Annotated in this window: 27 protein-coding genes and 1 tRNA gene; 14 read left to right on the top strand and 14 right to left on the bottom strand. The window is 63.1% G+C overall.

Features of this window, described 5'->3' with window-relative positions; all coding sequences use genetic code 11:
• Window positions 1-110: 110 nt before the first annotated feature.
• From EA473_RS01580 to EA473_RS01565, 4 genes are all read right to left on the bottom strand, one after another.
• Window positions 111-617 carry a DUF411 domain-containing protein gene (locus EA473_RS01580; RefSeq protein ID WP_124193902.1) on the bottom strand — a complete coding sequence of 169 codons (507 nt, stop codon included), beginning with the start codon at window positions 615-617 and terminating at the stop codon, window positions 111-113.
• 475 nt (window positions 618-1,092) lie between these two features.
• A complete protein-coding gene (locus EA473_RS01575) occupies window positions 1,093-1,653 on the bottom strand; it encodes an SHOCT domain-containing protein (RefSeq protein WP_124193901.1) in 561 nt (186 codons plus the stop codon).
• A 109-nt stretch (window positions 1,654-1,762) separates the two neighbouring features.
• Entirely contained in the window at window positions 1,763-3,904 is a 2,142-nt protein-coding gene (locus EA473_RS01570) for an OB-fold nucleic acid binding domain-containing protein (protein ID WP_124193900.1), read from the bottom strand.
• Window positions 3,905-3,994: 90 nt separating this feature from the next.
• A complete protein-coding gene (locus EA473_RS01565; RefSeq protein ID WP_124193899.1) occupies window positions 3,995-4,258 on the bottom strand; it encodes a hypothetical protein in 264 nt (87 codons plus the stop codon).
• 196 nt (window positions 4,259-4,454) lie between these two features.
• Here EA473_RS01565 and EA473_RS01560 point away from each other — a divergent pair, with 196 nt between their 5' ends.
• Both EA473_RS01560 and EA473_RS01555 read left to right on the top strand, forming a co-directional pair.
• Window positions 4,455-5,177 carry a metal-dependent hydrolase gene (locus EA473_RS01560; protein ID WP_124193898.1) on the top strand — a complete coding sequence of 241 codons (723 nt, stop codon included), beginning with the start codon at window positions 4,455-4,457 and terminating at the stop codon, window positions 5,175-5,177.
• A gap of 114 nt (window positions 5,178-5,291) precedes the next feature.
• Entirely contained in the window at window positions 5,292-5,687 is a 396-nt protein-coding gene (locus tag EA473_RS01555) for an OsmC family protein (RefSeq protein ID WP_124193897.1), read from the top strand.
• A gap of 818 nt (window positions 5,688-6,505) precedes the next feature.
• On the opposite strand, the gene EA473_RS01550 is transcribed toward EA473_RS01555, so the two are convergent.
• A complete protein-coding gene (locus EA473_RS01550) occupies window positions 6,506-6,937 on the bottom strand; it encodes a hypothetical protein (RefSeq protein ID WP_124193896.1) in 432 nt (143 codons plus the stop codon).
• Window positions 6,938-7,262: 325 nt separating this feature from the next.
• Between EA473_RS01550 and EA473_RS01545 the strand changes: the two genes are divergently transcribed.
• Window positions 7,263-7,763 (top strand): gamma carbonic anhydrase family protein, encoded by a 501-nt coding sequence (locus EA473_RS01545; protein ID WP_124193895.1) that lies wholly within the window; start codon window positions 7,263-7,265, stop codon window positions 7,761-7,763.
• A 311-nt stretch (window positions 7,764-8,074) separates the two neighbouring features.
• Here the strand turns inward: EA473_RS01545 and EA473_RS01540 are convergent, their stop codons facing one another.
• Complete coding sequence (locus EA473_RS01540) at window positions 8,075-8,485, bottom strand: hypothetical protein (protein WP_124193894.1); 411 nt, start codon at window positions 8,483-8,485, stop codon at window positions 8,075-8,077.
• Window positions 8,486-8,777: 292 nt separating this feature from the next.
• Here EA473_RS01540 and tsaA point away from each other — a divergent pair, with 292 nt between their 5' ends.
• The 5 genes from tsaA to EA473_RS01515 all read left to right on the top strand — a co-directional run bounded on the left by tsaA (window position 8,778) and on the right by EA473_RS01515 (window position 12,339).
• The gene (tsaA, locus tag EA473_RS01535; RefSeq protein WP_124193893.1) at window positions 8,778-9,269 is read left to right on the top strand and encodes a tRNA (N6-threonylcarbamoyladenosine(37)-N6)-methyltransferase TrmO; all 492 of its coding nucleotides are present in this window, start codon (window positions 8,778-8,780) and stop codon (window positions 9,267-9,269) included.
• Window positions 9,270-9,476: 207 nt separating this feature from the next.
• Entirely contained in the window at window positions 9,477-9,905 is a 429-nt protein-coding gene (locus EA473_RS01530) for a hypothetical protein (RefSeq protein WP_124193892.1), read from the top strand.
• A 258-nt stretch (window positions 9,906-10,163) separates the two neighbouring features.
• Window positions 10,164-10,670, top strand: a complete 507-nt coding sequence (locus tag EA473_RS01525; protein WP_124193891.1) for a GNAT family N-acetyltransferase — start codon at window positions 10,164-10,166, stop codon at window positions 10,668-10,670.
• Between the two features lie 231 nt (window positions 10,671-10,901).
• Window positions 10,902-11,615, top strand: a complete 714-nt coding sequence (locus EA473_RS01520; protein ID WP_124193890.1) for a DUF2270 domain-containing protein — start codon at window positions 10,902-10,904, stop codon at window positions 11,613-11,615.
• 280 nt (window positions 11,616-11,895) lie between these two features.
• The gene (locus EA473_RS01515) at window positions 11,896-12,339 is read left to right on the top strand and encodes a DUF5799 family protein (protein ID WP_124193889.1); all 444 of its coding nucleotides are present in this window, start codon (window positions 11,896-11,898) and stop codon (window positions 12,337-12,339) included.
• A gap of 112 nt (window positions 12,340-12,451) precedes the next feature.
• On the opposite strand, the gene EA473_RS22060 is transcribed toward EA473_RS01515, so the two are convergent.
• On the bottom strand, window positions 12,452-12,595 hold the full coding sequence (locus tag EA473_RS22060; RefSeq protein ID WP_165875173.1) for a DUF7557 family protein: 144 nt from the start codon (window positions 12,593-12,595) through the stop codon (window positions 12,452-12,454).
• Window positions 12,596-12,708: 113 nt separating this feature from the next.
• On the opposite strand from EA473_RS22060, the gene EA473_RS01505 reads away from it, so the two are divergent.
• A complete protein-coding gene (locus EA473_RS01505; RefSeq protein WP_124193888.1) occupies window positions 12,709-12,996 on the top strand; it encodes a DUF7545 family protein in 288 nt (95 codons plus the stop codon).
• Window positions 12,997-13,008: 12 nt separating this feature from the next.
• Here EA473_RS01505 and EA473_RS01500 read toward each other — a convergent pair whose 3' ends face one another.
• The gene (locus EA473_RS01500; RefSeq protein ID WP_124193887.1) at window positions 13,009-17,454 is read right to left on the bottom strand and encodes a DUF7282 domain-containing protein; all 4,446 of its coding nucleotides are present in this window, start codon (window positions 17,452-17,454) and stop codon (window positions 13,009-13,011) included.
• Window positions 17,455-17,661 (bottom strand): hypothetical protein, encoded by a 207-nt coding sequence (locus EA473_RS01495; RefSeq protein WP_124193886.1) that lies wholly within the window; start codon window positions 17,659-17,661, stop codon window positions 17,455-17,457.
• Between the two features lie 291 nt (window positions 17,662-17,952).
• Between EA473_RS01495 and EA473_RS01490 the strand changes: the two genes are divergently transcribed.
• From EA473_RS01490 to EA473_RS01480, 3 genes are read left to right on the top strand one after another with little or no spacing between them, the layout of a single operon-like run.
• Window positions 17,953-18,540 carry a biotin transporter BioY gene (locus EA473_RS01490; RefSeq protein ID WP_124193885.1) on the top strand — a complete coding sequence of 196 codons (588 nt, stop codon included), beginning with the start codon at window positions 17,953-17,955 and terminating at the stop codon, window positions 18,538-18,540.
• A 12-nt stretch (window positions 18,541-18,552) separates the two neighbouring features.
• Entirely contained in the window at window positions 18,553-19,251 is a 699-nt protein-coding gene (locus EA473_RS01485) for an energy-coupling factor ABC transporter ATP-binding protein (RefSeq protein ID WP_124193884.1), read from the top strand.
• On the top strand, window positions 19,251-19,955 hold the full coding sequence (locus EA473_RS01480) for an energy-coupling factor transporter transmembrane component T family protein (RefSeq protein ID WP_124193883.1): 705 nt from the start codon (window positions 19,251-19,253) through the stop codon (window positions 19,953-19,955). Before EA473_RS01485 ends, EA473_RS01480 begins: the two co-directional genes overlap by 1 nt.
• A gap of 35 nt (window positions 19,956-19,990) precedes the next feature.
• Here the strand turns inward: EA473_RS01480 and EA473_RS01475 are convergent, their stop codons facing one another.
• The 3 genes from EA473_RS01475 to EA473_RS01465 all read right to left on the bottom strand — a co-directional run bounded on the left by EA473_RS01475 (window position 19,991) and on the right by EA473_RS01465 (window position 22,551).
• Complete coding sequence (locus EA473_RS01475; RefSeq protein ID WP_124193882.1) at window positions 19,991-20,737, bottom strand: CatB-related O-acetyltransferase; 747 nt, start codon at window positions 20,735-20,737, stop codon at window positions 19,991-19,993.
• 653 nt (window positions 20,738-21,390) lie between these two features.
• Window positions 21,391-21,464 (bottom strand) — tRNA-Thr (locus EA473_RS01470).
• 103 nt (window positions 21,465-21,567) lie between these two features.
• Window positions 21,568-22,551, bottom strand: coding sequence for a class I SAM-dependent methyltransferase (locus EA473_RS01465; RefSeq protein ID WP_124193881.1), 984 nt, complete (start codon window positions 22,549-22,551; stop codon window positions 21,568-21,570).
• A gap of 153 nt (window positions 22,552-22,704) precedes the next feature.
• Here EA473_RS01465 and EA473_RS01460 point away from each other — a divergent pair, with 153 nt between their 5' ends.
• Both EA473_RS01460 and EA473_RS01455 read left to right on the top strand, forming a co-directional pair.
• Window positions 22,705-23,127 (top strand): Rieske (2Fe-2S) protein, encoded by a 423-nt coding sequence (locus EA473_RS01460; protein WP_124193880.1) that lies wholly within the window; start codon window positions 22,705-22,707, stop codon window positions 23,125-23,127.
• 35 nt (window positions 23,128-23,162) lie between these two features.
• A complete protein-coding gene (locus EA473_RS01455; RefSeq protein WP_124193879.1) occupies window positions 23,163-23,570 on the top strand; it encodes a RidA family protein in 408 nt (135 codons plus the stop codon).
• A gap of 339 nt (window positions 23,571-23,909) precedes the next feature.
• On the opposite strand, the gene EA473_RS01450 is transcribed toward EA473_RS01455, so the two are convergent.
• A complete protein-coding gene (locus EA473_RS01450) occupies window positions 23,910-24,890 on the bottom strand; it encodes a metal ABC transporter permease (RefSeq protein WP_124193878.1) in 981 nt (326 codons plus the stop codon).
• A 2-nt stretch (window positions 24,891-24,892) separates the two neighbouring features.
• Window positions 24,893-25,645 carry a metal ABC transporter ATP-binding protein gene (locus tag EA473_RS01445; RefSeq protein WP_124193877.1) on the bottom strand — a complete coding sequence of 251 codons (753 nt, stop codon included), beginning with the start codon at window positions 25,643-25,645 and terminating at the stop codon, window positions 24,893-24,895.
• Window positions 25,646-25,659 lie beyond the last annotated feature (14 nt).

The raw sequence follows: 25,659 nt of genomic DNA, 5'->3' as shown, positions 1-25,659 counted from the left end.
TTCTGTGGGAGACTGACAGTCCGGGCGGCGGCTGTTCGAAGTGAACGTCCCGCCTCCGGACGTCGTCACTCGAGGGTGAACGCTCCACCATTGGACGTCGTCACTCGAGGTTAGATCTCGAGGAACTCGTCGACTTCGCCACTCGCCGTGAAACCGTAGATAGCCAGTGGCTCGTCGCCACGCGGTCCCATCCCCGGCGAGTGATCGGGCATCTCGGGCGCGGCGATGCCGTCGACGGACGAGTCCTCCTCGAACAGGCGTTCGACGGCCTCGAGCGGGACGTGTCCCTCGACGAGATAGTCGCCGAACTCCACGGTATGACAGCTTCGCACCGCCTCCGGAACGCCGAACTCCCCTTTGACTGCCGGTGGGCTCTCGATTTCGACGACCTCGACGCCGATTCCGTGCGCCTCGAGATAGGTAACGTACTCCGAACAACACTCACAAAAGGGGTGGTGGTGCTGGACGACCGAATCGACGGGGAGCGTGCCGGACCACTCCCAGTCCGCGAGATCGCCATCGAGAGTCGGGGATCCGCCACGGAGTCCGCCGAGACAGCCGCTCGTTCCGACCAGTGCGAGCGCCGCCGCCGAACACACCTGTCGCCTCGTCGTCATACCAGCGGATACGGTGTCCGATCCGATATACTATCCGGTCGAGACGGCCTCGTACGGTTTGCGATGACTGATTGCCGGACGATCGCCCACGCTTTCGCGATCGTCCGGTACAGACTCATATAGTAACAACTGGAACTATTTACACACCCATCGCACAGCTCACGGGTCACTGCGTTCCCCGTTCGCTATATCGCGGTTCTCGTTCGTTACACTCACTCCGAACCGCGCTCCTCGCGGGTCACGTCGTTCCCCGCTCGCTGTTCCGCGGTTCTCGCTCGTTCCACTCGCTCACGGGTCGTTCCTCCCCGTTCGCTGTTTCGCGGTTCTCGCTCGTTCCACTCGCTCCGAACCGCGTGCGCTCCGAACCGCGTGCGCTCCGAACCGCGTGCGCTCCGAACCGCGCACGCTCCGAACCTCGCTCTCGTCGTGCGATCAGGTGTGTATTGACTTCCAGTGGCTACTATAGCAGACCGTATCACGTCTCGAACTCGAGATCGCGGTCCTGGTCCCGGTCTCGGTTTCGGTCTCGGTCGTCCCGGTGGTCGTCATCGCTCCGGTCACCGTCCGACCCGCTCCGATCGCGATTCCGCCTGTTCTCCGCGCGGGCGTCACGACGCCAGCGTTCGACGTCCTCTAGGGTCTCGGTCTCGAGCAGTCGCTCGAGTTTCCGTTCGAACTGCTCGTCGGTCAACTCGCCGGCGGCGTACCGATCGCGAAGCGTCTCGAGGGCGTCGGCGTTGTTTTCGGCTCGCCCCCGCTCCGGACCTGGTCGACCGGTCGGCTGCTGTTCGCGGTCGGAGCTCGAGTCCTCCAGTTCGTCCTCGGATTCGCTTTCCCACTCCCACCACTCTTCGCGGTCGGATTCGTCGCCGAACAGGAGCGCGATCAGCGGGACGATCACGATGTATCCCACCAGCAAGAACGGAAGCCACCACCACTGACCGGTGAACAGCCCGACGAGCCAGATCCCGGTGACGATCGTGGCCGTGATTTCCGTGACGTTCTCACGGAACCGGGTCGCGGGGTCGTCGCTCATGTTAGTCAGTACACAGGCCCACCCGAAAGGTGTTTTCACCCGATGGAGCGTCCGCTTTCGACCGTGGTGTCGGAGAACAGGACTGACGCGTCGCGCTCGTCTGCGCGTCTTATGCGAGCAGGTCCGCGAGTGCCTCGAGTGCGGCCTCGCGGACGGCGTCGCGTTCGCCCGGCAGGTACTCGACGTGGCCGTCCGCTCCGCCGACGACGCTGACGCCGGCGTCAGGCACCGCCTCGGCGATCGCGTCGCCCAACTCGCGGACGTTCAGCGAGTCGGCCGCACGGACGTGCAGCTCGTCGTCGCCGACGCCGAGCGTGACCACCGTTTCGGACGCCCGCTGTCGGTGGAGGGCATCGAGCAGGAGCGTCGTCGTCGGGAAGTTGTAGCGGTGGGTGAACGCGCCCGTATCGAGGACGGCGACGGTGATCCCGCCGACGTCTTCGGTCGACAGGTTCTCGCGTGCGGTCTCGAGTTCCGTCTCGAGTTTCGCGCGGAACTGCTCGGAGACGTGGGCCGCGAGTTCGCCGTCACGACTCTCGTCGGCCGCTCCGCCGTCGCCGAACAGGAGGTCGGCGACGAGTTCGCGCTTGTCCTTGTACGACTGGTAGTACGCCTCGAGGGCGACGGCCTCGCGGCGTTCGGAGATCGCGGTCTCGTCGTACCCCGCCTCGGAGGCGAGCTCGAGGTACGATTCGGGCGTGTCCTCCCAGTAGCTGACGGCCGGGAGGTGTTCGAGGTCGTCCCGGACGTCTTCGTTGACGTGGGCTGCGACGTTGGCCGCCAGTGCCGTCGACGTCAGATCGGAGACGTCCGCTCCGTCGAGCGACGGGGCGACCTCGGTGGAGACGGCGTTCGTGACCTCCTCGTCGGCGCGGCTGTCGTCGATAACGATCGCTTCGGCGTCGTACAGCGAGAGGAGGTCGTAGCCGTCGACGGATTCGACGGTCGAACCGGCGTCGACGAGGACCACGAGCGGGAGCTGTTCGCCGTGTCGGTCCCGGGCCTCGAGCATCGTCGTGACGTCGTCGGTCGCGGTGTCCATGCCGTAGACGCGATCGTCGAGCGGCCGTCGCTCGAAGTAGTGATACTCCGCGTCCTCGCGCGTGTGCTTGTCTCGGACCAGCGGCAACACGGCCCGTTCGATCGCCGCGCCGGCGACGTAGCCGTCCGCGGTCGCACAGTGGCGGACGACGACCGGACGCGCTTCGACGACCGCACGCCGAATCGCGGTCGCCGCGTCCTCGATCGAGTCTTCGACCGCGCTCACCGCGTCGTGGTCGGCGAGCGTGTCGATCTCCGCCGGTCGGGCTTCGCGCTCGATCGCGTTCTCGAGGCGTTCGGCGACGGTCTCGGCGTCCTCACCGTCGAGGATCTCGAGCGTCTCGGTTTCGACCTGCAGGTCGCCGTGGTGGCGTTCGACTTCCCCTTCCAGGGCGACGACGTCGTCGACGTCGACGTCGGGGTAGGCTCTGACGCCCGCCTCCTCGAATGCGGCGCACTCGACGGTTGCAGACTCGTCTCGTAGTTCGAACACGGTCGGGCCGCTCGTCTGGCGAACGCCCGTGATCTCGCCTTCGAGTCTGACGACGCTTCCGATCTGGTCGCCGATCGAGTCGATCGTCGCCCGCTTGAGCGCGGGTTCGTCGTCGGATTCTTCGCTGTCGGTCGCTGGGGTGGACGCGGTCGCCGTCTCCGTGGCGACCGAACCGCTTCCGCCGGTGACGGCTTCGGTCGCACTCGGCGTGTCCGGTGACGGCTGATCCGCGGTTTCAGACTCCTGATCGGACTCCGCGCTCTCCGTCGTGTCGTCGTCGGCCGCTGTGGCGTCCGCCTCGGACGCCGACTCGGACGTTCCGCTCTCCTCGTCGAAGGTTTCCGGTCGGAACTCGTCGTCCGCCGTCTCGATCAGTTTGCCGCGGAACTCTCGTTCGCGCTGGCGGATCGACCAGCCGAGGTCGACGTTTCCGTTGTCTCGAACGTCGAGAACTTGGACGAAGACGTCGTCGCCGGGTTCCCACTCGAGGCTCTCGAGTCGTTGGTCTAGTTCGCTTCTGTGCAACAGTCCGGTTACGTGATCTCCGACGTCTACGAAGACGCCGAAGTCGGCATAGCCGTCGACGGTCCCAAGGTAGTACCGCTTGGGGGTAAGTTGCGAGGCTGCAGTTCCACGAAATTCGAAGACAACGTCCTCCTCGTGGCTCTTGCAGATCTCGCCGTCAACGGGTGTGCCACAGATGATGCAGTTACCCATCTATTCGGTTCAAGCAGTTTCGCCCTAAAACGGTTGTCGAAATGCGTCCGCGCTTCGATCTCGCCGAGACCGACTGCGTCGGTCGTCACGTCAGTCGAAAACCGGGGAATCCTCCTCGAGTGCGTCGATATCGTCGGCGATCGTTCGGACGTGTTCGGGAAACAGAGACACCTGAATCTCGTTACCGTCCTCGTCTTCGAAGACGAATTTGACCCGCTTGTCGCCAAATTCGCGAGCCTCCGCCGACTCGACGTCGAACAGTTTGGCCGTCGCGGACTTGTTCTTCGGGCCGACGTTCTTGATCGACCCCTCGTTTAGCTCAACCATGAACTCCTCGAGCGTGAGTGAGAGCATACCTGCCGTTAGGGTCCCGGGTAAAAAACGACACGGCATCGGTGGTGGCAGTCACCGAACGGAACGGAAGGTCGCTGGTTCACTGTCACACCCCATCGTCAGTCCGGACTATCTCAGGCCCTATGGACCGACACACCTCAGTCAGAAAACTGTCACGTCAAATTTAAGGTATCGTCTTCAAAACTGTCATCGTGCTATGGAACTCATCTGGCACGGCCACTCGACGTGGCGCGTCACCGTTGGCGAAACGGAGTTGTTGATCGATCCGTTTTTCGACAACCCGAAAACCGACCTCGAGCCGTCGGACGTCGACGAGCCGGATTACGTCCTTCTGACCCACGGGCACGCAGACCACATCGCCCACGCCGGCGCGTTCGACGGCGCGACGCTGGTCGCGACGCCGGAACTCGTCTCCTACTGCGAGGCGGAGTTCGGCTACGACGATGCCGTCGGCGGGATGGGAATGAACCTCGGCGGCACCGTCGAGTGTGGCGACGCGTACGTCACGATGACCCGCGCCGATCACACGAACGGGATCATGACCGAAAACGATTCGAGCGCCGGTATGCCCGCCGGCTTCGTCATCTCGGACGCTCACCCGACGGACGCGGACGCCGAGTCGACCGCGGTCTACAACGCCGGGGACACCTCGCTGATGAGCGAGATGCGCGACGTCGTCGGGGAGTATCTGGAGCCCGACGCGGCGATCGTTCCGATCGGCGACCACTTCACGATGGGGCCGCGACAGGCCGCGATCGCGGTTGACTGGCTCGACGTCGACCACGCGTTCCCACAACACTACGACACGTTCCCGCCGATCGAACAGGATCCCGAGGAGTTCGCGGATGAGGTCGACGCGACCGGAAGCGACGCGACCGTTCACGCCTTAGCGGCCGACGAACCGTTTAGCCTCGAGTAACGACGACCCCGATTCACGCGGGTACGGGGCTCTTTTTTCGGCCACTTCAGTCGAATTTCGCATCCGCCGGTTCGGAACAACGTTTACGGTACCGGCTGTGGTCGTCAGGAGTGCATGGCGAAAGAAGTCACCACCGTCTCCGAAGAGGGGTTCAGCGCGACCAACGAGATCCGGGATTTCGAGACGACGATCGACTCGAACGGAGAGGACGGCCCCGACACGCTCGAGAGCGTTCTCGCCGCCTACGGCTCCTGTTACGTCCCCGCACTGCGCGTCGGCGGCCAACAGCGCGGCGTCGACGAACTCGGGACGATCGAGATCGAGACGACGGGCGAACTCAACGACGACGACAAACTCGAGTCGATCTCGTTCGACATCCGCGTCGAAGCCGACGTCGACGACGAGACGGGCGACGAGATCGTCGAGCGCGCGTTCGAACTCTGTAAGGTCCACGACGCGCTGAAATCGGATCTCCACGCCGACGTATCGATAGACGGAAACGCCGTCTAAATTCCGGCGCGGCGTTCCGGAGTGGCCTCGAGTCGAACGTGTTCTCCATCCCGATGTGACGCAGCCGTCGAATTCGTCGGTCGACGGCCGTCAGCGTCTGGCGTCGATCTCCACCACCTCGAGCGGCGCGGTTTCGATCGCGACGCGGTAGTCCTCGTGCTCGAACCAGACCGTCACGCCGGTGGCCGCTCGAGTCCGTCACGTCGGTATCCGTTCGAGTCCGTCACGTCAACATCCGTCTCGAGTTGCGAGACCGAGGCGTCGGTATCGACGCTCTCCTATAGCCGCGGGAGCGCCGTACGGTCTCGGCTCACGGGCCGCGACACGAGCGAACACCGGAGCGACGGCTCGAGGTGTCGTGATCGGGGACGAATTCGATAATCGTCGTCTCGAACGCCGATTCGCAGCCGGGGCACGTGATCGTCCCGTCGGTCGTTTCCGTGCGTACGTCGGTGCCACAGTCGCAGTGTATGGTGAGTCGTGTCATGCGTAGCTCCGTCTGGCCCGACGTAGCGGAGCACACCCGACCGCAGAACCGTCCGCTGGTGGCTCGGTGGAACCGAGGCGAGACTGGTTCGGCGACACGTCGGCAGGTCTTTATTTCGCCACCGACAATGGGTGATTGCCTCCGCTACGCGGGGGTCGTTGGAGCCGGAGTTCTTGCCTCCAAGCTAAGCACTCCGGCTCTTGCGCACTTTCAGTGCGCGCCTATATCTTATTCAACCAACGTAAAGAATGTTAGGATACTGATCGTTACCGGTGAGCGGATAGTAGCTAATTACCGGAGAAGAGCACTCTGATCACAGTACAGCGTCAATTCAGTTTCCGTCTATCTGTATCGAAAACTCCTCAGTTGTCGTGTCCGAAGATATCCTCCCGCTCGGTGTAACGCTGACCGCGTACTGGTATTCGCCAGGTGGTGAATCGGACGGAACGTGAATCGGCACTTCCACGGTGACGCTCCAGCGAGTGAACCGCCAGTACCAAACCGGTGGATACGACTCCGCTACCGAGGATGGGCCGGGACTGAGTTCGACATTGTCCAGGTCGAACGTCACGTGGTCTTCGTCCGGCAACTCCTGGAATTTGAGTCCCCGAACGGATCGTGCGTCTACCGAGAGCGTCGTCTCCTCCCCGGGGGAGAGCGTCGGCTCATCGCCAGACACACCCGGTGATCGAACTCGAGCCACACACCCTGAAAGGGACGCTGTCGCACCGATCGAGAGCCCGAGAACCGTTCGGCGTTTCATCTCTGGATATTAGTCTCGGTAGAGAAGTATGTTCTGCAATGTGTTCGGTTGAATCAAACCCCTCGAGAAATCATCTCTGGAACCCGTCGCGACCCCGACGGCGATTACCGGGTAGCCACGGTGAATCCGCCGGACAACGAGACGTCCGCATTCATGGCTGGGCGGGCCAGATCCCAACTCACGCCGGAGACGTAGAAGGGGGCGCGTACCCACGCTCATACGGTTTGCTGTCCCGATGAGGCCCACGCTCGAGGTCGCCCATATCGACCGCGAACGACGCGTCTCGAGAGGTACGTTCAAGACCCTCCTCGGACCAGAACCTGGTATGATACGATCCTTCGATGGGAACGAGCCACGGATAGCCGACTCGGCGTACGTCGACGAAGCGGCGGTCGTCATCGGCGACGTCGTCGTCGAAGACGGGGCGAGCGTCTGGCCGAACACCACCCTTCGCGGCGACCACGGAACGATCGTCGTCGGCGAGCGGGCGAACGTCCAGGACAACGCGGTGCTCCACGACGCGGCCGTCCTCGAGGCGGAGACGACGGTCGGTCACAGCGCGATCGTCCACGCGGCGACCGTCGCCGAGGGAGCGCTGGTCGGGATGAACGCGGTCGTTCTCGACGACGCACACGTCGGCGAGGGAGCCGTCGTCGCGGCCGGCAGCGTCGTCACCGAGGGAACCGAGGTCCCGCCGTCGACGCTCGTCGCCGGAACGCCCGCCGAACCGAAAGGCGAAATCGACGACCCCCGTCTCGAGGAGACCGCCGACGGCTACGCCGAACTGGCGACCCGGTACGCGGAGACGTCGGAACGACTGGACTGATGCGGATTGGTGTTCCCGTGTACCTGAGACCGCGGGACGGCCCCGGTCGCCCCGGAAACGACTGCCAGTAGTCCGGATGAGCCGGGAGACTGTGTGATAGTCGACTCTTCAGTTCGTCTCCGGCTTCGGCCGTCCCGCCTCACGAATCAGCAGTCCGTCGCCGTCTCGTCTCGCGGACCCGCCCCGGCGAACACCCTCGAGAGTCCTCGTCGCCACGCTCGCTGTTCGTCGCGTTCCGCCTCTATAGTAGCCACTGAAAGTCATTGTACACCCGATCGCCAGACGGATCGGCGATCGGTGTGTAAATCGTTTCAGTTGTTACTATCGTACCTCGAGACGGGCCTCGAGTTCGGCGGTAGTTCGGAACGCATCGCTTCGATCTCCGCCCGCATCTCCTCGATCAGGTGTCGCTTCGGCCCGTCGCCGGCGACGGCGTCTTCGAGTATCCCGATACAGGCTGCGAGACGCTCCGTCCGAGAGCGAACGTGAGTGAATTCGGTTTCCTCAAAGAGAGTCGTTCGCTCCCGGTCGACCGATCGTTCCGTCGTCACGTCGGCCGGGTCTTCGGTGGTGGCCTCCAGTCGCCAGTGGTCGACGTTTCGGATGAACTCGTGGTCGAGCGCGTCGACGATCGCCGAGACGGAAACCGACGTCTCGACCACGAGTTCGACGACCGGTACCGACGGATCGATTCCCTCGAGAGTCGGTCGGCTGTTCCACACGTCGAGTGCGTTCCCGGGTTCGTGGGGGAGCAGCGCCTTTCCGTCGTCGGAGCCGACTTCGTCGAACTGGATCCGGACGTAGTACAGTCAACGTTCGTTCCCGTCCGCGTCCGGCGGTGTTCGACCGACCTCTCCCTCGTGGTCTTTTTCCATCCTCTCCACTCTGTTGAGAGAAACTAGTAGGATTTTACGCTCTGTTGAAATCCTTCAACTCTGACACGGACTCCGTGCTGAATACACAGCGCAAGTCGGTCACGACACTGCTTTCATATTCGAGGACTGAGGGAGTAACATGTCTGAAGACCAGTTCCACTACGAGTCAATTGGCGTTATCCGGACGCCTTTCGAATCACCGGACGGAATGCCGATTCAACCGGCCGGATCGGATAACGTAGAGGGTACCGTCGAGGTAGACGAGTCATATGCGGAAGGGTTGCGGGATCTGGACGGGTTTTCTCACTGTATCTTGCTGTATCACTTTCACGCAGGTACTGAAATCGCTTCCTTAGAGGTTGAGCCGTTTCTTGATGAAGAAACAAGAGGAGTCTTTGCTACGCGTGCACCACAACGTCCGAACCAGATTGGCCTCTCTGTTGTCAAGGTTGATTCTGTCACAGATCACGAAGTGATAGTTAGAGGAATTGATGTCGTTGATCAGACGCCGTTGCTGGATATCAAACCGTTCGTTCCTGACTTCGATGTTCCCGATAATGCAGACACGGGCTGGATCAACGCATCGAAGTCAACGATCCAATCGAAGCAGGCTGACGAACGGTTCCTTTGAGAGATTTACCCTCTGAATGTTGAAGGCTACTTCTGACAACAGTTCGGTAGATCGTTGAGTCTCTGCAAGATACAGAACGCGGATTCATCACGCTGTGTCGGTCAGGGCTAACGAAGTCAGCACGTGCTGGTGAGCCAGTATACTCGTCACAATTCGCCGCTTCGACGCACGGAATAACTATTAGACGAGCTAACGGACGTTTATCAGATGAGCACGAACAGCGATCAAAAGCCTCAGAACCGTCCAGTTCCCCTTCGACTGCTGATGGCCTGTTTGCTGTTTCTCGGTATCAGTGCTATCGGTGGTGGTGGTCAATTTCTCTTAAATCCAACCGGAGATATAATCGGTATGCCGGTAGACGTCTTAGCTGGCTCACCGTTTACAGATTTCCTATTGCCGGGGATGATTCTCTTCACCGCTTTGGGACTCTTCCCACTCGCTGTCCTTTACGGCCTCTATACAGAGCGCCGTTGGGCGTGGCCCGCTGCGATTATGGTCGGGATTGCGTTAATCGTCTGGATTGTTGTTCAAGGATTGATCGTGGGCTTCGGGCACTGGCTACAGTGGCTGTATCTTAGCTTAGGATTCGTCCTCATTCTTCTCGCGTTGCTTCCATCAGTGAGGCAGACAGTCTGAAGCGATTCTTCTCTAAGTGTGCTGTATACATCCTCTGTATCGGTCACGCCACTTCTGACAGATTCCGAGTAGTTCGAACAATCCATGCTGAACTCACAGCGCGAGTGTAGTACGAACGGAGGGGTGACTACTGAGGAATGCGCCTCTTCGGAGAGCTACCGGTGATCACCTACTTAGCGAGAGGGTCTTTTGATGATTCTACTGACCAATGAGTGTAGGTGAGTAACAGTTTATCCCCCTGGTGTCAAACGATGGGGCGTGTCTCTGGACGTTCGATGTGCAGTCCCGGACGACGCGGCGGCAATCCGTGAAATTGCTCGTAAGAGCTGGCATGCCGCCTACGACCCGATCCTCGGAGAGGAGACCGTCGCGGAAACGATCAACCAGTGGTACGCACTTGAGAATCTCAAGGCGTCGATTACCGAGTCACATGCTCGTGAGGACGCCGTCTGCCTGACCGCCGAGGAAGCGGACGAACCCGTCGGCTTCGCGCATGCCGGTCCGCACCGCGATCGGCCAGCGATCGCATCGCTGAACCGGATCTACGTCCGTCCCGACCGGTGGGGCGAAGGAATCGGTACGGCGCTGCTCAAGCACGTCCAAGACTCCCTTCGCGGAGAATACGATCGGCTGTGCCTTGCCGTGCTCGCGGACAACGAGGTTGGTGTCTCGTTCTACGAATCGGCCGGCTTCGAACGGATCGGAACCCAGGATAGCGACCTGAAACCGGAGATCGAGGAGTATGTCTATGAGAAACAACTCTGATCCGATCCTATAGTATTATTACGCAGCATCGGCCCTTTCAGTCACTTCATCTGATATGCGCTGAGTCATCTGCTGGCGGAAGCACGATCTAGCTTGGAGCGGCTCACGCGCTTTCGGCTTAGTGTCTATCCCATGCTGCAAGAGGAATACAGTAGTTATTCGACGACCTCGGCGAAACAGTCCCAAGACGACGTGACGGACACTTTTGACCCTTGTCGGTCATGTGAACACATGGCACATGGAGAGGATGATGACTTCGAACCCGAGGGGCGACACGAGCGGGAGGTGGCCGCCGAACTTGCCGATCAGCGCGCCGAGTTCGTCGGCCTCATGCAGCACTTCTACCGCGGTGAACTCGGTCGGACGACCGACTGGCGGGCACGAATCGACCGAACGACCAACTGGGCGGTCGGGCTCACGGCGACATTGATTACGTGGGCGTTCTCGGCGGCCGACCGACCTCATTACATTATCATCGGAAGTCTCGCCGCCGTAACGATATTTCTCTATATCGAGACGCGGCGGTACCGGATCTACGATATCTGGCGTTCCCGAGTCCGACTCGTCGAGGAAAACGTCTTTGCTAACGCGGCCGACCCGGAGGGGGTCGTCCACGAGCAGTGGCGTGAGCTCCTCGCCGATGACCTTCGACGACCGACTCTCAAGGTTCCGTTCCTCGAAGCGCTCTCGCGACGGCTCAGGCGCGTGTATTTTCCGCTAATGACGATCATCGTTACCTCGTGGGGATTCCGCATCGCCATTTTTTCGCCCGACGACGTTGACGCGTGGGAAGCCGCGACGATAGATCCCGTTCCCGGGACTCTCGTGGTCGCCGCCGTGAGTTTGTTCTACCTCGCGATGTTCGGGATAACCGTATGGCCGGCCGAGCGACTGGCGATGGGCGAAAAACGAGAGCCTCCGGAACACGTGAGCTGGCGTGAGTAAGGATTCAACCAGGTCGCATACTCGTCTACCCCATTTGGTTCGTTCGGAAGCCAACGATTCAGCCATCAAAACTCCAAATCGGGTACCGATGTAATTCCTCGTGCTACCTCGAATGCTGAGTACATGCTCTGTATGCAGCACGACGCGTGAAAACTGTCACTTCTTGAGGATTTCAACAGAGCCGGATTTTACTATATTTTTGTCATTTATGGGCTGGTCGAACGCCGCCGACTCCCGACGAGGGGAAACTCTGATACGCACACCGTCCCTACCGCCCGATATGAGCAAATCGTCGTGGACCGACCGGATCGTCGGCGAGCGGATGACGGTCGATCAGGAGTTTTCCTCGCGGATCCAGGGATCGGAGTTCTCGAACCAGCAGTGGAGCCTGATCATGACCGCGACCGAATTCGAGATCGAGCATCCGGACGATCCCGAGCGGGCGCGGATCGTCGCCAACACGGACAAGGTCGAGCAGATCCTCCCCGAACTCGAGAACGTCGACGCCCGGATGGGGCCGGGAGGCGGCGCACAGTCGGGATCCTCGGGTGGGATTTTCGATTCGATCAAGGGGTCGCTCGGACTCGGTGGCGGGGACGACCACGCGGAAAAACGCGACGCCGCCGAACGCCTCACCCAGGAGTACGCCGACGAGTTACAGTCGCACCTCGAGTCGAAGGGACGCTGGAGTTCGGTCCGGGAGTCGGTCAGCGAGCAGGAGTGACCGGGATACCACAGACTGACAGCGGTCCGTCATACGGATTGCTGTAACGATTTACCGGCGCAACCGCCGCCTGGGTCGCGGTTGCGCCGGAAATGACTTACAGTAAACCGTATCAGTCCCCGGCCCGAAAGAGCGTGTACTCGCTCGTTTCGTAGATGTTGATGAGCTCGGTGATCAGTTCGTCGTAGGATTCGTCCTCGATTTTGAGCGCGTCCAGCCGTTCGATCGTTTCCTCCTCGAGTTCGACGGTTGGCATGGGAATCCGTACGTCTTCTACCAGTAAAAACGCCAGGCCCCGGTAATTCGGGGTCGGCCCGGAACCCGTCGCAAGCCACAGCATCTTTACGGTGGCTTCCCGACCGTAGGGGTATGTCCGACGACGTAGACACGATTACGTTCTCGATCGAATCCGAAGACGGCTCCGACGAGATTACGGTTCCTTCGGGCCTCGTCGACCTCGTTTCGGAAGGTGACCAGACCGACGCCGAGACGGTCGGCGACGTCGTTCTCCTCTCGTTCGCCAGTCGCGCACACCACCTCGTCCACCACGGGGACGGCGCGGACGACGACCTCGAGGCACAGGAGGCGCGCGTGATGGACCTCTTCGAGGAACGCTTCGGCGTGACGTTCGGCGAGGCGACCGGTCACCAGCACTGACGCGACCTCCTGTCAGCCGACACCGGCACCGACAGACCCCTGAATAGCGGCGTCTGTTTCACCATTTCCGGCTTCTTCACTCGCCTCCGTTTCGGCCCCCTCATTCGGCTCCGTTTCGCCTCCCCCGCTCCCCTCTGCTTCGTCTCCCTCACTCGCCTCTGTTTCGTCTCCCTCGTCCGGGTTCACTTCAGTTTCCGCCGCGTTCGCGGAATCGTCTTCCGTCCCCGTACCGTCCCCGGTCCCGGCCTCGTCCCCGGTTTCGGGTGTCTCGAGCGGATCGTCATCGTCCTGATCGGCGGACGGTCCATCTCCGTCCCCTCCGGCGTCGTCGAACGTCTGAGGTTGTGAATCCCCGATCGCGTCGGTTCCGTCTGCCGCGTCGTCCGTCACTGTCTCGTCGATCGAGTCACCGTCCGTTTCCACACTTCCGGTCGTTTCGCCGTCGGTCTCGGTATCGCCAGCCGCCGAGATAGTTGTCGCCAACTCGCTCCCGTCGACCGCGACCGAGTGCGTCGATTCACCCTCGGGGAGCGTCGAGGCGAACGTCACGACCGTCGATTCCTCGCCCTCGAGTTCGATCGTCGCGTCGGCGATCGGTTGGTCGTTTACCGCGTACGTCGCGACGGCCGTTCCCTCGAGGTCGCCCTCGTTTTCGATCGTCGCGTCGACCTCCACCGTCTCGCCGGGTTCGGCAGTTTCGGGGGCCGACAGATCGCTCACGACGAACGCGGCGGGTTCACCAGCCGGTTCGATCGTCACGGCGATCTCGGCGGACTCGTCATCGCTCGAGACCGTGGCCGTGTACTCGCCGGGTTCGACGTCGACGGTCTCGTACTCGAGAGCGACCGTCTCGACGTCGCCGGGTTCGAGCGACACCGTCGCGGCGTCGACGACGACCTCGTCGACCGCGAGTTCGACTTCCTGGGTTCCGTCGGCGTCGCCGGCGTTGGCTACCTCCGCGACGACCTCGAGCGTCTCACCCTCCTCGACGGGCGAGTTCGTCTCGACGATCGAGACACCGAAGAACGGTTCGCCGGGGTCGATCTCGCCCGCGGCGTCCGTCTCGGCGGTGGGCCACTCTTCCTCGTCGTAGTCGTAGAACCCCATCCCGGCTCGCCAGACGAGTCGTTCGTCGTCGTCCGCCGGCGTCCACTCGACGGTGAACTCGCCGCCGTCGGCCGACAGTTCCTCGGGGGGTTCGTCGTCGGTCGTTCCCTCGAGGAACTCGCTGTCGACGATCAGGTCGGCGTCGTTGGGGTTTTCGTACTCGAAGGTCACGTCGATCGCGTCGTCGGTCGGCGTCGTCTCCGCCACGTCGAGATCCGGCAGGTCGGGTCTGACCTGTTCGAGACAATCCGCGGCATCCGGATTCGGATAGTCGATTTCGCCGGGGATTGCCTCGGGCGAACTGATTCCCGTGATCGCCGCGCCGAACTCGCCGGGTGGAACCTCGACCGTCGCCCCGTCGTCGGTTTCTGTGATCTCGTACTCCTCGCCGACCTCGAAGACGATCGTCCCCTCGAGCGGGGCGTCGACGTCGTCGCCGACGGTGATCGCGTACTCGCCCATCGTGTTCCCGAAGCCGCTCGACTCGTAGAAACCGGTCGCCACGATGACGGTGTCGCCGTCCTCGAAGGAGCCGGTCACGTTCGCTTCGAAACAGTCGACGAACTCGACGTCGAACTCGGGCGGGACGTCCTCGACGGTGTACTCGATCGTCTCGCTCTCGAGGACCGGCGCGTCGTCGACGTCGACGCTCTCGAGGGGTGTCACGGGGACGTCATCGAGCGATTCAGATTCGCCGACGGCGACAGTATCGGACGCGACGGATGCGTCGATGTCGCCGGAGAGCGTCTCGAGGCCCGGGTTCTCCGTGAATTCCGAGTTCGCGTCGTCACCCCCGAGGTCGGCAAGCGAAACGACGGCCACCTCGACGGTCGCGTCCTCCTCGAGCGGCGGGTCGATTCCGATGCTCTCGTTCTCGACGACCTCGTTCGCCTCGAACGGGACGCTTTCGCCGCGTATCTCGCCGTCCTCGTCGGTGACGATGATCGCGAACGGAACGTCCGCGCTCGCCTGCTCGACGACGACCGCCTCGCCGCTGCCGTCCTGATCGCTAATCGCGAGGGTCGCGTCGGCGTCGTCCGGCGGCGCGTCCACGACCGTGTACTCGATCGATTCGCTCGCGAGTACCTCGTCGTCCGCGACCGATCGTACGGAGACGTCGACGGTCGCGTTCTCCTCGAGCGCCGGCTCGAGGTCGAGTTCGAGCGGTTCGACCGGTTCGCCGGCGTCGAACGAGTCGCTGTCGACCCGCTCGCCGTCGTACTCGGCCGCGACGACGTACTCGACCGACGCGTTCGCCTCGTCGACGACGAGGGTTTCCCCGTCGCCTTCCTGATCGGATACCGAGAGGGACGCTTCGTCTTCAGTCGGCTCCTCGACCGTCACGAACGCGGCGTCGAGGACCGGCCCTCCGCCGTCTGCGACGTACGGTTCGTCCTCCGCGCCGTCGGTTTCGCCGTACTGGAACGTCTCGTCGCCGGTCGTGTCGTGGTGGACGACCGCGACGAGCGGTCCGCTTTCGGCGAGCGGGTCCGCGAGTTCGATCTCGAGGTCCTCGTGGTCGCCGGACTCGAGGTAACTCGAGACGCCGATCACGCCATCGGGATCCGCGTCGACGTCCATCCCGTCGTAGATCGCCACGAACCCGCCTTCCGAGAGCTCCACGTCGTCCACGACGACGCTCTCTCCGTCGGATTCTTGATCGGAGAACGTGATCGTCGCCGTCCCCTCGAGTTCGTCGATCTCCTCGACCTTCTGGACGACTTCGACTTCGACGAACTGGACGAGTTGCGTCTCGTCGTCGGTGTCCTCCGAGACCGCGTAGGCTGTCGTGTCAGCCGCAGTCTCCTGGGACAGCACCTGTAGCTGGGTGATGCTGACGCGCTGGTACTGGATTGCTCTGGCCGTCTCCTGGGCGGCGCTTCGAGACGCCACCTGGAGCTGTGTGACCGTCGCCTCCTGGTGCTGTGCGAGCGTTCCGCTCGAGGTACCGCTCGCGAGGGCCTGAACCTGCGTGACGTCGACGACCTGCTTCTGGAGGACCGCACCTTCACCGGCCCCGCGTGCAGCGGCCTGAATCTGTTCGACCTCGACGACCTGGTACTGGATCGCCGACTCGACCACGCCTTTCGAGGCCCCGGTCGCGGCGTACTGGATCTGCGTGATCGAGATCTCCTGATGCTGGACGAGAGTCCCGCCCGCAGCCCCGTCAGCAGCCGCCTGAATCTGTTCGACCGTCGCCTCCTGACTCTGGACGATCGCCCCCTTCGCGGCACCGAACGAAGCTTCCTGGATCATCGTGATCGAGATCCGCTGAACCTGTTCGATTCGAACCGACTGGACCTGCTTCAGTGACCCTTTCCCCGCCCCGCGTGCGGCGGCCTGGGTCTGTTCGACCGTCACCGTCTGCTTCTGGACGAGCGCGCCTTTCGCCGCGCCCTTCGCCGCTTTCTGAACCTGCTTTATGTCTACCCGCTGGTGTTGTTCGATCTCGATCACCTGCTCTTGCTCGAGGACGGCCTCGGTGCTCCCTTCGAGCGCACCGGCCGACGCGCCCGCCGCCGCGTGGCGGACGTGCTCGAGGGTTATCTCCTGGCGTTGCTCGACGGTGATCCGCTGATACTGGTCGAGGACGCCGTAGGCCGCACCCTGGGCGGCTTCCTGGATCTTCGGCGTTCGATCGATCCCCTTCTCGCCGGCCTCGCTCGCGGCACCGGCCGCTGCGCCGTACGTCGCGACCTGTATCTGCTCGACGGTCACGCGCTGTTTCTGGGCGAGCGCGCCGTGGGCCGCGCCCCAGCTCGCACTCTGCATCTGGCTCGCCTCGACCGTCTGGTACTGCGAGAGCGCGCCGCCGGTCGCTCCGGCGACCGCCGACTGCATCCCTTCGGCCTCGACCGCCTGGGCCTGCATCAGCGAGCCGTGAACCGCACCCGCGGTCGCCCGCTGAACCTGTTCGATTTCGGCTTCCTGGTGCTGGACGACGGCGTCGGTGGCTGCCTCGACCGCGGTCGCGCGCTGCTCCTGGCTCACCTCGACGCCCTGTGACTGGGCGAGTTCGATCCCCTCGTCGACGCCGTCTTCGACGGCGGTCTCGTGTTCCTGAGAGATCGACAGTTCGGCACTCGAGCCGGATTCGGCCGCCGCCATCGAGACGAGTTCGACGCCGGGCCCAGCCTGAACGCCTCCCGAATCGGTCGAACCAGCGGCGTCGTTAGCCGTGTCGACCGACTCGAGGAGATCGCCCCCTCCCTCGAGCGCCGAGGCCTCCTCGCCGGTTTCGGACCCCTCGAGAACGCTGCCGAGACCGCCGCCGAGCAGCGGGAGGGCGACGATGCTGGTTACCATGACGGCTGCGACGACCACCACTCCAAGACCCGCACGCGAGGGCATTTACCGACCCCCCTCGGCGGCCAGCCGTCCCTTCACGAATCGACTCCCTGCGACGGCCAGACGCCCCTTCGCGACGGCCGATCCGCGCCTGACCCGTTCGTCGGTCTCGCCACTCGAGTACCGATCCGCACCATCCGTTCCGGCCCACCGATACCATCCCGTCGATCGATTCCCCTGCGTTCCGAACCACGCACTGGCGATGTACATCCGTCTCACGTGAGCGGATCGAATTCGCGTATAAACGGCCCGGTCGTTCCAGTTAGCTCCTCGAGACAATCGCGTCTTACTCGAGAACGCATCCGAGACCTGCGGACGAGTGGCCTCTCACCGGGGCTATCGCCCGCTTCTCGAACTGTCGGCGTCGACGGACCGTCATCGAAATCGAAAGGAATTCGTGGTTTCGAACGATTCTTGCCCCCGAATTCGGGGCCGATTTCGTTTCCCCTCTCCATCCTCGTAAACCACAACCTTAATTTTGGTTTACGGGAGACGGAGCGTATGGAAACGCATCGAGAGTCGGTCGATCCCGTCGCCGACGATGTCGTCCGGTCGTTCGCTCGAGCTGCGATACTCGCGGCCCTGTTAGGAGCGACCGCACCCGTTTCGATTCCGATACCGATCTCCCCGGTACCGATCACACTTCAGGTTCTGTTCGTCTTCCTCGCGGGACTCTATCTCGGGCCGGTCTGGGGGCCCTTCTCGGTCCTGTTGTATCTCACCGCCGGTGCGGTCGGTCTCCCGGTGTTCGCAGAGATGAAAAGCGGGATCGGAATTCTGTTCGGCCAGACCGGGGGCTACCTCTGGGGGTACGTGGTTGCGGCGTGGCTGATCGGAGTTATGGTCCACCGCGGAACCGAGCTACGCGACCCCGCCGAGCAACCCCTTCCGATCGTCGTCGTCGCGCTCGTCGCATCGATGGTCGTCATCTACGGGATGGGCGTCGGCTACATGGCCTGGCTGCTCGAACTCGAACTCCTGGAGGCGGTCGCCATGGGGATGGTTCCGTTCCTCGTTGGCGACCTGCTCAAGATGGTCGCGGCGGTCGCTATCGTCAAGAGCAAACGGATTACACAGGTCCGGCCGTAATCCCGAGCGACGATGATCGAATTCCGATCCGTCTCGTACGCCTTCGAGGACGTTCCGGTCCTCTCCGATCTCTCGCTGTCGATCGACGACGGCGAGTTCGTCGTCCTCGCCGGAGCCAACGGCAGCGGGAAGACGACGCTGTTGCGCCACTGCAACGGACTGCTCTCGCCCGACGAGGGATCGGTCCTCGTCGACGGCCGACCGGTCGAGGCTGATCTGATCGCGGCCCGCTCGAGCGTCGGCATGGTCTTTCAACACCCCCGGGACCAGTTCGTCGCTGCCACCGTCGGCGCGGACATCGCGTTCGGCCCCGAAAACCTCGGCTTACCGCGCGAGGAGATCGACCGCCGAGTCGCGGTCGCCCTCGAGGCGGTAAACATGGGCGGCCGCGGCGACGATCGGATCGCGACGCTCTCGGGCGGCGAGCAGGCGCGGATCGCGATCGCCGGTGCGCTCGCGATGGAACCCACTCATCTCGTTCTCGACGAGCCGTTTACCGGACTCGACGACCCGGCTCGCCGATCCGTGCTGGACCGCCTCGAGTCGCTGTCTCCGGAGGGAACCGGCGTCGTGCTCGCGACCCACGACCTCCGAGACGTCCTCGAGATGGCCGATCGCGTGATCGCCATGCGGGACGGCCGTATCGTCGCGGACGAGCCGCCAGAGCGGGCACGTGACGGACTCGCGGACGTCGCGGTCCGGGTTCCCTGATGCTCTCGTACGAACCCGACGAGACGATCGCCCACCGGCTCGATCCGCGCTCGAAGCTCGCGGTCCAGATCGGGTTCGCGGCGACCGCACTCGCACACACGAGTCTGCCCGCCCTGGTCGTTCTCAGTGCCGTCACCGGAGTCGTGCTCGCCGCGGCACGCGTTCGGCTCCTCGAGACGCTGTACGCCTACCGGTTCGCGCTCGTGGTCCTCGCTATCGCGCCTCTGGTCGCAGCCGTGACGTTCGGGTCGCCCTGGATCGACGTCGAGGACGGACTCACCTCCCTGCGGGCCAGCTATCGGGTCCTCCTCATTCTCCTCGTCAGCGCGGCCTACGTGCGCTCGACGCCGGTTCGTCACTCTCGGAGCGCGATCCAGCGGACGATCCCGGGCAAGCCGGGACAGATGCTCGGTATCGGCGTCGCGCTCGTCTTTCGATTCTTGCCCGTCCTCCGGGGCGACCTCCGTACCATCCGCGAAGCCATGGCCGTCAGACTCGGAACCGAACGAGGGGCACTCGAGCGGCTGAGCACGATCGGACTGTTGGGCCTGACGCGAGCGTTCGAGCGAGCCGATCGGCTCAGTCTCGCCCTGCAGGCACGGTGTTTCGCGTGGAACCCGACGCTCCCGCCGCTGTCGTTCTCGAGGGTGGATTACCCGATTCTCGCGTTCGCGGTCGTCCTGGCGCTGTCGGCGCTGCTCTGATCGCAGGCTCCGGATTCGGGATTCGCCTGGCGCCGCTACAGCGTGGCCGATGGCTGCACTATCGGTTCTCGGTTTCCTGTCTCGTCCTCGGATCCGACGACCGGAACGTCTTCTGGCTCTCGCAGTTCGCGCTCGAAGAACTCCTTGTTCGCTCGGATCGTCTCCTCGTCCCACTCCCACCACGCGAGCGAGCGGAGTTTCTCCCGCACGTCCTCGGGAAATCGCCACTTGATCCGCTCGGCGGGGACGCCAGCGACGATCGAGTACGGTTCGACGTCGTCGGTGACGATCGATCCCGCGCCGACGATAGCGCCGTCGCCGATCGTTACGCCTGAAAGGATCGTCGCCCGGGTGCCGATCCAGACGTCGTTTCCGACCTCGATCGGCCCAGCGGACGTCGGCGGGAGGTCGCTCTCGAGGAGTTCGTCGTAGAGGCGGATCTGCATCGCTGGCTTCGTCGTCTCGTGGTTCGTCTCCTGGAACGTACACCGTCTGGCGATCGCACAGTACCGCCCGACGTCGACATCGCCGACGAGATCGCAGTTCGGTTCGAGGTTGGTCCCCCGCCCGACGGAGACGTCTCCGTTGAGTACACACCCCCGGCTCAGTCGCGTCCGCGGACCGAGATCCACCGCGCCACGGAGCAGACATCCCTTCGAAATCCGGGCCGACGGCGCGATCTCGAGCGCCATCGAGTCGGAGAACCGACCGACCAGTTCGTACGCCGCCGGCGGATAGCCGAGGACCGAAAGCGAACGTTCCAGGACGGTCTCGAGGGTCACTGTATCGCAGGGGTCGACATCGTCCCAGATATAGTTCATTGAACCGAGGTGAACTGTCGACGAAACCGGACGATCAAAGGGGACGAATACTCGTTTCGACGATTCCGTCCTCGCGGATAAGGTCGCCATATTTCGGCGGATCTGAGACTGCTTTGGGCAGTATGGTCTGGTTTCTCGGACGACCCGCTTTGGACGGACGGCGGGTTCTACGAAAATGGATAGAAACGAGGGGGGAACAGGTCCCTCGTCGATCGCTTCCCCAGCCGCGGGCTATTCTTGGGGGGTGGGGTGATGGAATGGCAAGCGGGTGGGGGCTGCCGCCAGACGAAATCGCCTGGATGGGCAAATTATAGTTATTGGCAATATCTAATAATTCTTTGGAATGAGGCGTAACGTGTTCGACCCTCTCAGTTGTGGAGGCGGTGTGTACGACGACGGTATCGGTCGATTCAGTCTCGGTACGTTGCCAGGCAATACGGCGGCGGTGGCTCGAGGCAAGGCTCGGAGGAACAGCCGTGGCGGGATTTGAACCACGGGGAGAGAGCTTTGAGCCATGTCCGGAGGGATTTGAACACGGTCGGAGCACGCTCCTCCCTGATTCAAATCCTCCACGGCTTGCTTCGCTCCTCACGTGACGTTCGTCGCAGAAGGCAAGCCGGTGGAGGGATTTGAACCCTCGACCTAATCCTTACGAAGGATTCGCTCTGCCAGTCTGAGCTACACCGGCGCGGTGTACTTCATCATACGCTCGATATCGGGGATAAGGGTTGCGAATCGTCGCGGTCGTGTGAACGGGTTCCGTGGCTCGACGCATCACGAACTCGAGTCGATTACGGCCGCTCGAGTCGGACGTCGAGACAGACGTTGAGTTCGTGGGGGGCGTACGACCGGACCGTTCGTTCGGTCTCGACGGTGACCTCGTAGGCGGGTTCGGCTGCCTCGCGGATCGCGCGTTCACCCGGTCCGAACGGATCGTCCTCGTGCTGGATGTCGTGGTAGTGGAGCAAACAGTCGTCCCCTGCGACCGTGACGGCCGACTCGAGGAATTCGTCGGCGCTGTGGGGGAGGTTCATCACGACCCGATCGGCCCACCCCTCGTAGTCGGGGGCGACGGTCCGGACGTCGCCGTGGACGGCGGTGACGCGATCGGAGACGCCGTTTCGACGAGCGTTCTCGCGGAGGTAGTCGATCGCGTCGGCGTTGACGTCGACACCGACGCACTCCGCGCCTCGCTTCGCGAACGGGATCGCGAACGGACCGACGCCGGCGAACATGTCGAACGCGTGCTCGCCGTCCTCGATCTGCTGGGCGACCCGGTGGCGTTCGGTCGCGAGCCGCGGCGAGAAGTAAACCGACGCCAGGTCGAGCGCGAACTCACAGCCGTACTCCCGGTGGACGACCTCGGTGTTTTCCCCCGCGAGGACGTCCCAGTCGCGAACCCGCGTCTCACCTTTCACCTTCGAAGCTTTGTTCAACACCGTATCGACCGGCAGATCCGACTCGAGAACCGCGTCGGCGATTTTCCGCGCCCGCCCCTCGTCGTCCTCGTCGAGCAACACCGCCCGTCCCAGGCGCTCGTAGGACGGGTCGAACCCGAGGAGATCGGCGGGCGTCGTCTGCGTTTCGCGCTCGACGCCGCTGCGGGTTACGACCTCGAGGTCGCTCGCGACTGCCGCCGGATCGACGACGGGAATGTAGAGACTCCCGTCCTCGACGTCAATCTCGTAGTCGTCGTCGATCAGGTCCGCATCCGCAAGCTCGCGGCGCGTGCGCTCCCCCCGCTCGCGGGCCACGCGGACGAACGGCACTTCCATACCCGTCCTCGCCGCCGGGGGGCCGTAACGCTGACGTTTCGGGGCTCGAGGTCACGTCCGTTGGAGAATCGCGCCGGACAGGGCGACCGGTATCCTCCGTACGGCCCGGGCCCGTGACGAAGGGCTTTCGGTGATTCGGTCGGAGATGCCGATATGGGTGTTCGAATGCGACTCACGACGGTGGAGACGGTACACGAGGAGGGGTCGTGGCTGTTTACGGTTCGCGATCAGTACGGCGCGGACGAAGAGGTGGTCCTCGTCCCCTGTGAGGACGGCGTCGAAGCGTGGATCAACCGCTGTACGCACGAGTCCCAGCGGCTCGACACGGGACGAGGGGCGGCGATGCGCGACGGACAGATCATCTGCCCGAAACACGGCTCGATGTTCGACTCGTGTACCGGCTACTGTGACAACGGCGAGGCGGCCGAGACGACGCTGCCGTCGGTCGACGTCACCGTCGAGGACGGAACGGTCTACCTGACCGACGACGAGGTTAGCTACCTCCGGGACGGTGGTATCGACGAGGACGAAGACGAAGACGGCGGCCCGTCCTCGACGTCGCATCTCTCGTTTTGAGTTGGCTTTCCGCCGTTTGCCCAACTCGTTGGCGCATGGAACGTCGAACCGTCTCGAGCGCCACCGAGTGGGAAGCGAAAGTCGGCTACTCGAGAGCCGTCCGCGTCGGATCGCAGGTTCACGTCGCGGGCACGACCGCGACCGACGAAAGCGGCGACGTCGTGGGCGTCGACGACCCGTACACACAGACGCAGCGGGCACTCGAGATCGTCGCGGACGCGCTCGAGGACGCCGGCGCGGGGACCGAGGACGTCGTCCGCACCCGGCTCTACGTCACGGACATCGACGACTGGGCGGAGATTGGCGAGGCACACGGGGAGGTGTTCGGCGACGTCCGCCCGGCCGCGAGCATGGTTCAGGTCGAACGGCTCGTCGATTCCGATCATCTGGTCGAAATAGAGGCGACGGCGGTCGTCGACGGCGATCCCGCAGGCACGACCTGACATCGAACGCGGGGTCGCCTTCGAGTGATCGCGAAGACGAGAGCGTCGACTGACCACGAACGCTCCCGACGTTTCGAGGAACTCATCCGGGTTGCGATGTTCCTCGGGGTGGAACACGAGTCGATTCCACACCCCGGCCATCCCGGGGTGCGATCGATGCTACGACGAGCCAACACTTAAATTTGGCTGACCAACACTATACTTTAGATAAGTCTAATCCATGGGCTCAGTCTCCGGTCCCGATGGAACTCACGATGGGATACCGCGAGCGGATCGATTCGAAGCACTCGAGGGTGGGGACCTCGGGATGGCGGGATCCTAGACGAACGTGAGGGCACGTCACCGACCGAGAAGGAACGAGACGACGAGTGCCAAGAGGTAGAAGACGATCGCGACGAGGATAATCATCGCGCCGGTCGCAATGTCGCCCCAGTACGAGAGGAAGATGCCGCCGAAGACGGCGATCTGACCGAGCAGGACCGAGAGCAAGAGACCACGGTTGAAGCTGTCCGTCAGCTGCATCGCGGCTGCGACCGGGATGACGAGCATCCCGGCGACGAGGATCGCGCCCAGAATCTGCATCGCGGCGACCACGACGAGGGCGGTCAGAACGATCAACAGCGTATCGTAGAACGGAACGTTGATCCGTGCCAGTCGCGCGGCCTCCCGGTCGAAGGTGATGAACAATAGCTGCTTGTGCGTGAGTGCGATCGTGCCGACGACCAGCAGCGTCAGCCCGACCATCAACTGCACGTTCTCGAAGGGCACGAACAGGATGTCGCCGAAGAGGTAGCTCTCGACCGTCGCGTGGAACGTCACGCCGTAGGAGATGACGGCGATTCCAAGCGCGAAGCCGCCGGTGAGCATGATGGCGATCGGAATGTCGGCGTAGCCGTCGGTCTTGACCGCGACGTACTGCATCGCGAGCGCCGCGATCGTCGCGACGACCAGGGCGAACGCGAGCGGGTAATCGAACCGCGGAACCGTCGCACCGACGAACAGCCCGATCGCGACGCCGCCGAAAGCGGTGTGTGCGAGTGCCTCGCCGATCAGGGCCATCTGTCGATTCACGAGGTAGGCACCGACGACCGGGGCGGTGATCCCGATCAAGATACCAGCGGTAAACCCGCGCTGGAGGAACCCGCTACAGACCAACCACGTGTCGACGGTGGTACAGGCCGCCCCCCAAAACGTGTCGTAGACGGTGGGAAAGACGCCGAAGATGAACGCGCCCGCGACGACCGCCATCGCGACGAGGCTGGCGACCACGGCGAACTCCTCGCGAGCCAGTAGCCGCTGACCGACCGACTCGGCGCTCATCGTCAGTCACCCGCGACGGCACCAGCCGAGCTGACGACCCGCGCCGAACTGTAGACCCGCTCGAGTACTCCGCTCTCGAGGAATCGTTCAGTTTCACAGTGTTCGTACAGTTCACAGTCGAGACACGCCATCGTATCGGCGTGTTCGGCGACGACGCCGATATCGTGTTCGATCAGGACGATCGTGATTCCGCTCCCATTGAGGTCGTCAAGCAGGTCGTAGAATCGATCGACGGAGGCGGCGTCGACGCCGACGGTCGGTTCGTCGAGCGCGAGCAGATCGGCTTCGGAAGCGAGCGCTCGAGCGATGTACGCGCGCTGTTTTTGTCCGCCGGAAAGCTGGCTGATCCGCCGGCCTGCGAGATGATCGATGTCGACCCGGGCGAGCGAATCGTCGATGATCTCGTGATCGTCGGCGCTCAACCTGCGCAGTCCGGCGTGTGGGTACCGGCCCATTTCGACGACTTCGCGGACGGTGACGGGCATCATCGAGTCCGCCTCCGACGACTGCTGTGAAACGTAGCCGAGACGGGCTCCGTCGTCGAACTTCGAGGCCGGCGTGCCGAAGAGTTCGACGGTTCCGGTATCGGGCGTTCGGAGTCCCAGCATGATCTTCAACAGGGTCGTCTTTCCCGATCCGTTCGGGCCGATCAAGCCGAGAAATTCGCCTTCGTCGACCGAGAGCGAGACGTCCTTTATTGCGGGTCGATGGTCGTACGAGAAATTCACGTCCTCGAGAGCGATTGCGGTGGTCATACGTAATCAGTATG

It is taken from the genome of Natrarchaeobius chitinivorans (genome assembly GCF_003841505.1).
In the GTDB taxonomy this organism is placed as follows: domain Archaea; phylum Halobacteriota; class Halobacteria; order Halobacteriales; family Natrialbaceae; genus Natrarchaeobius; species Natrarchaeobius chitinivorans.
This window is presented reverse-complemented; position numbering and strand designations above follow the sequence as displayed.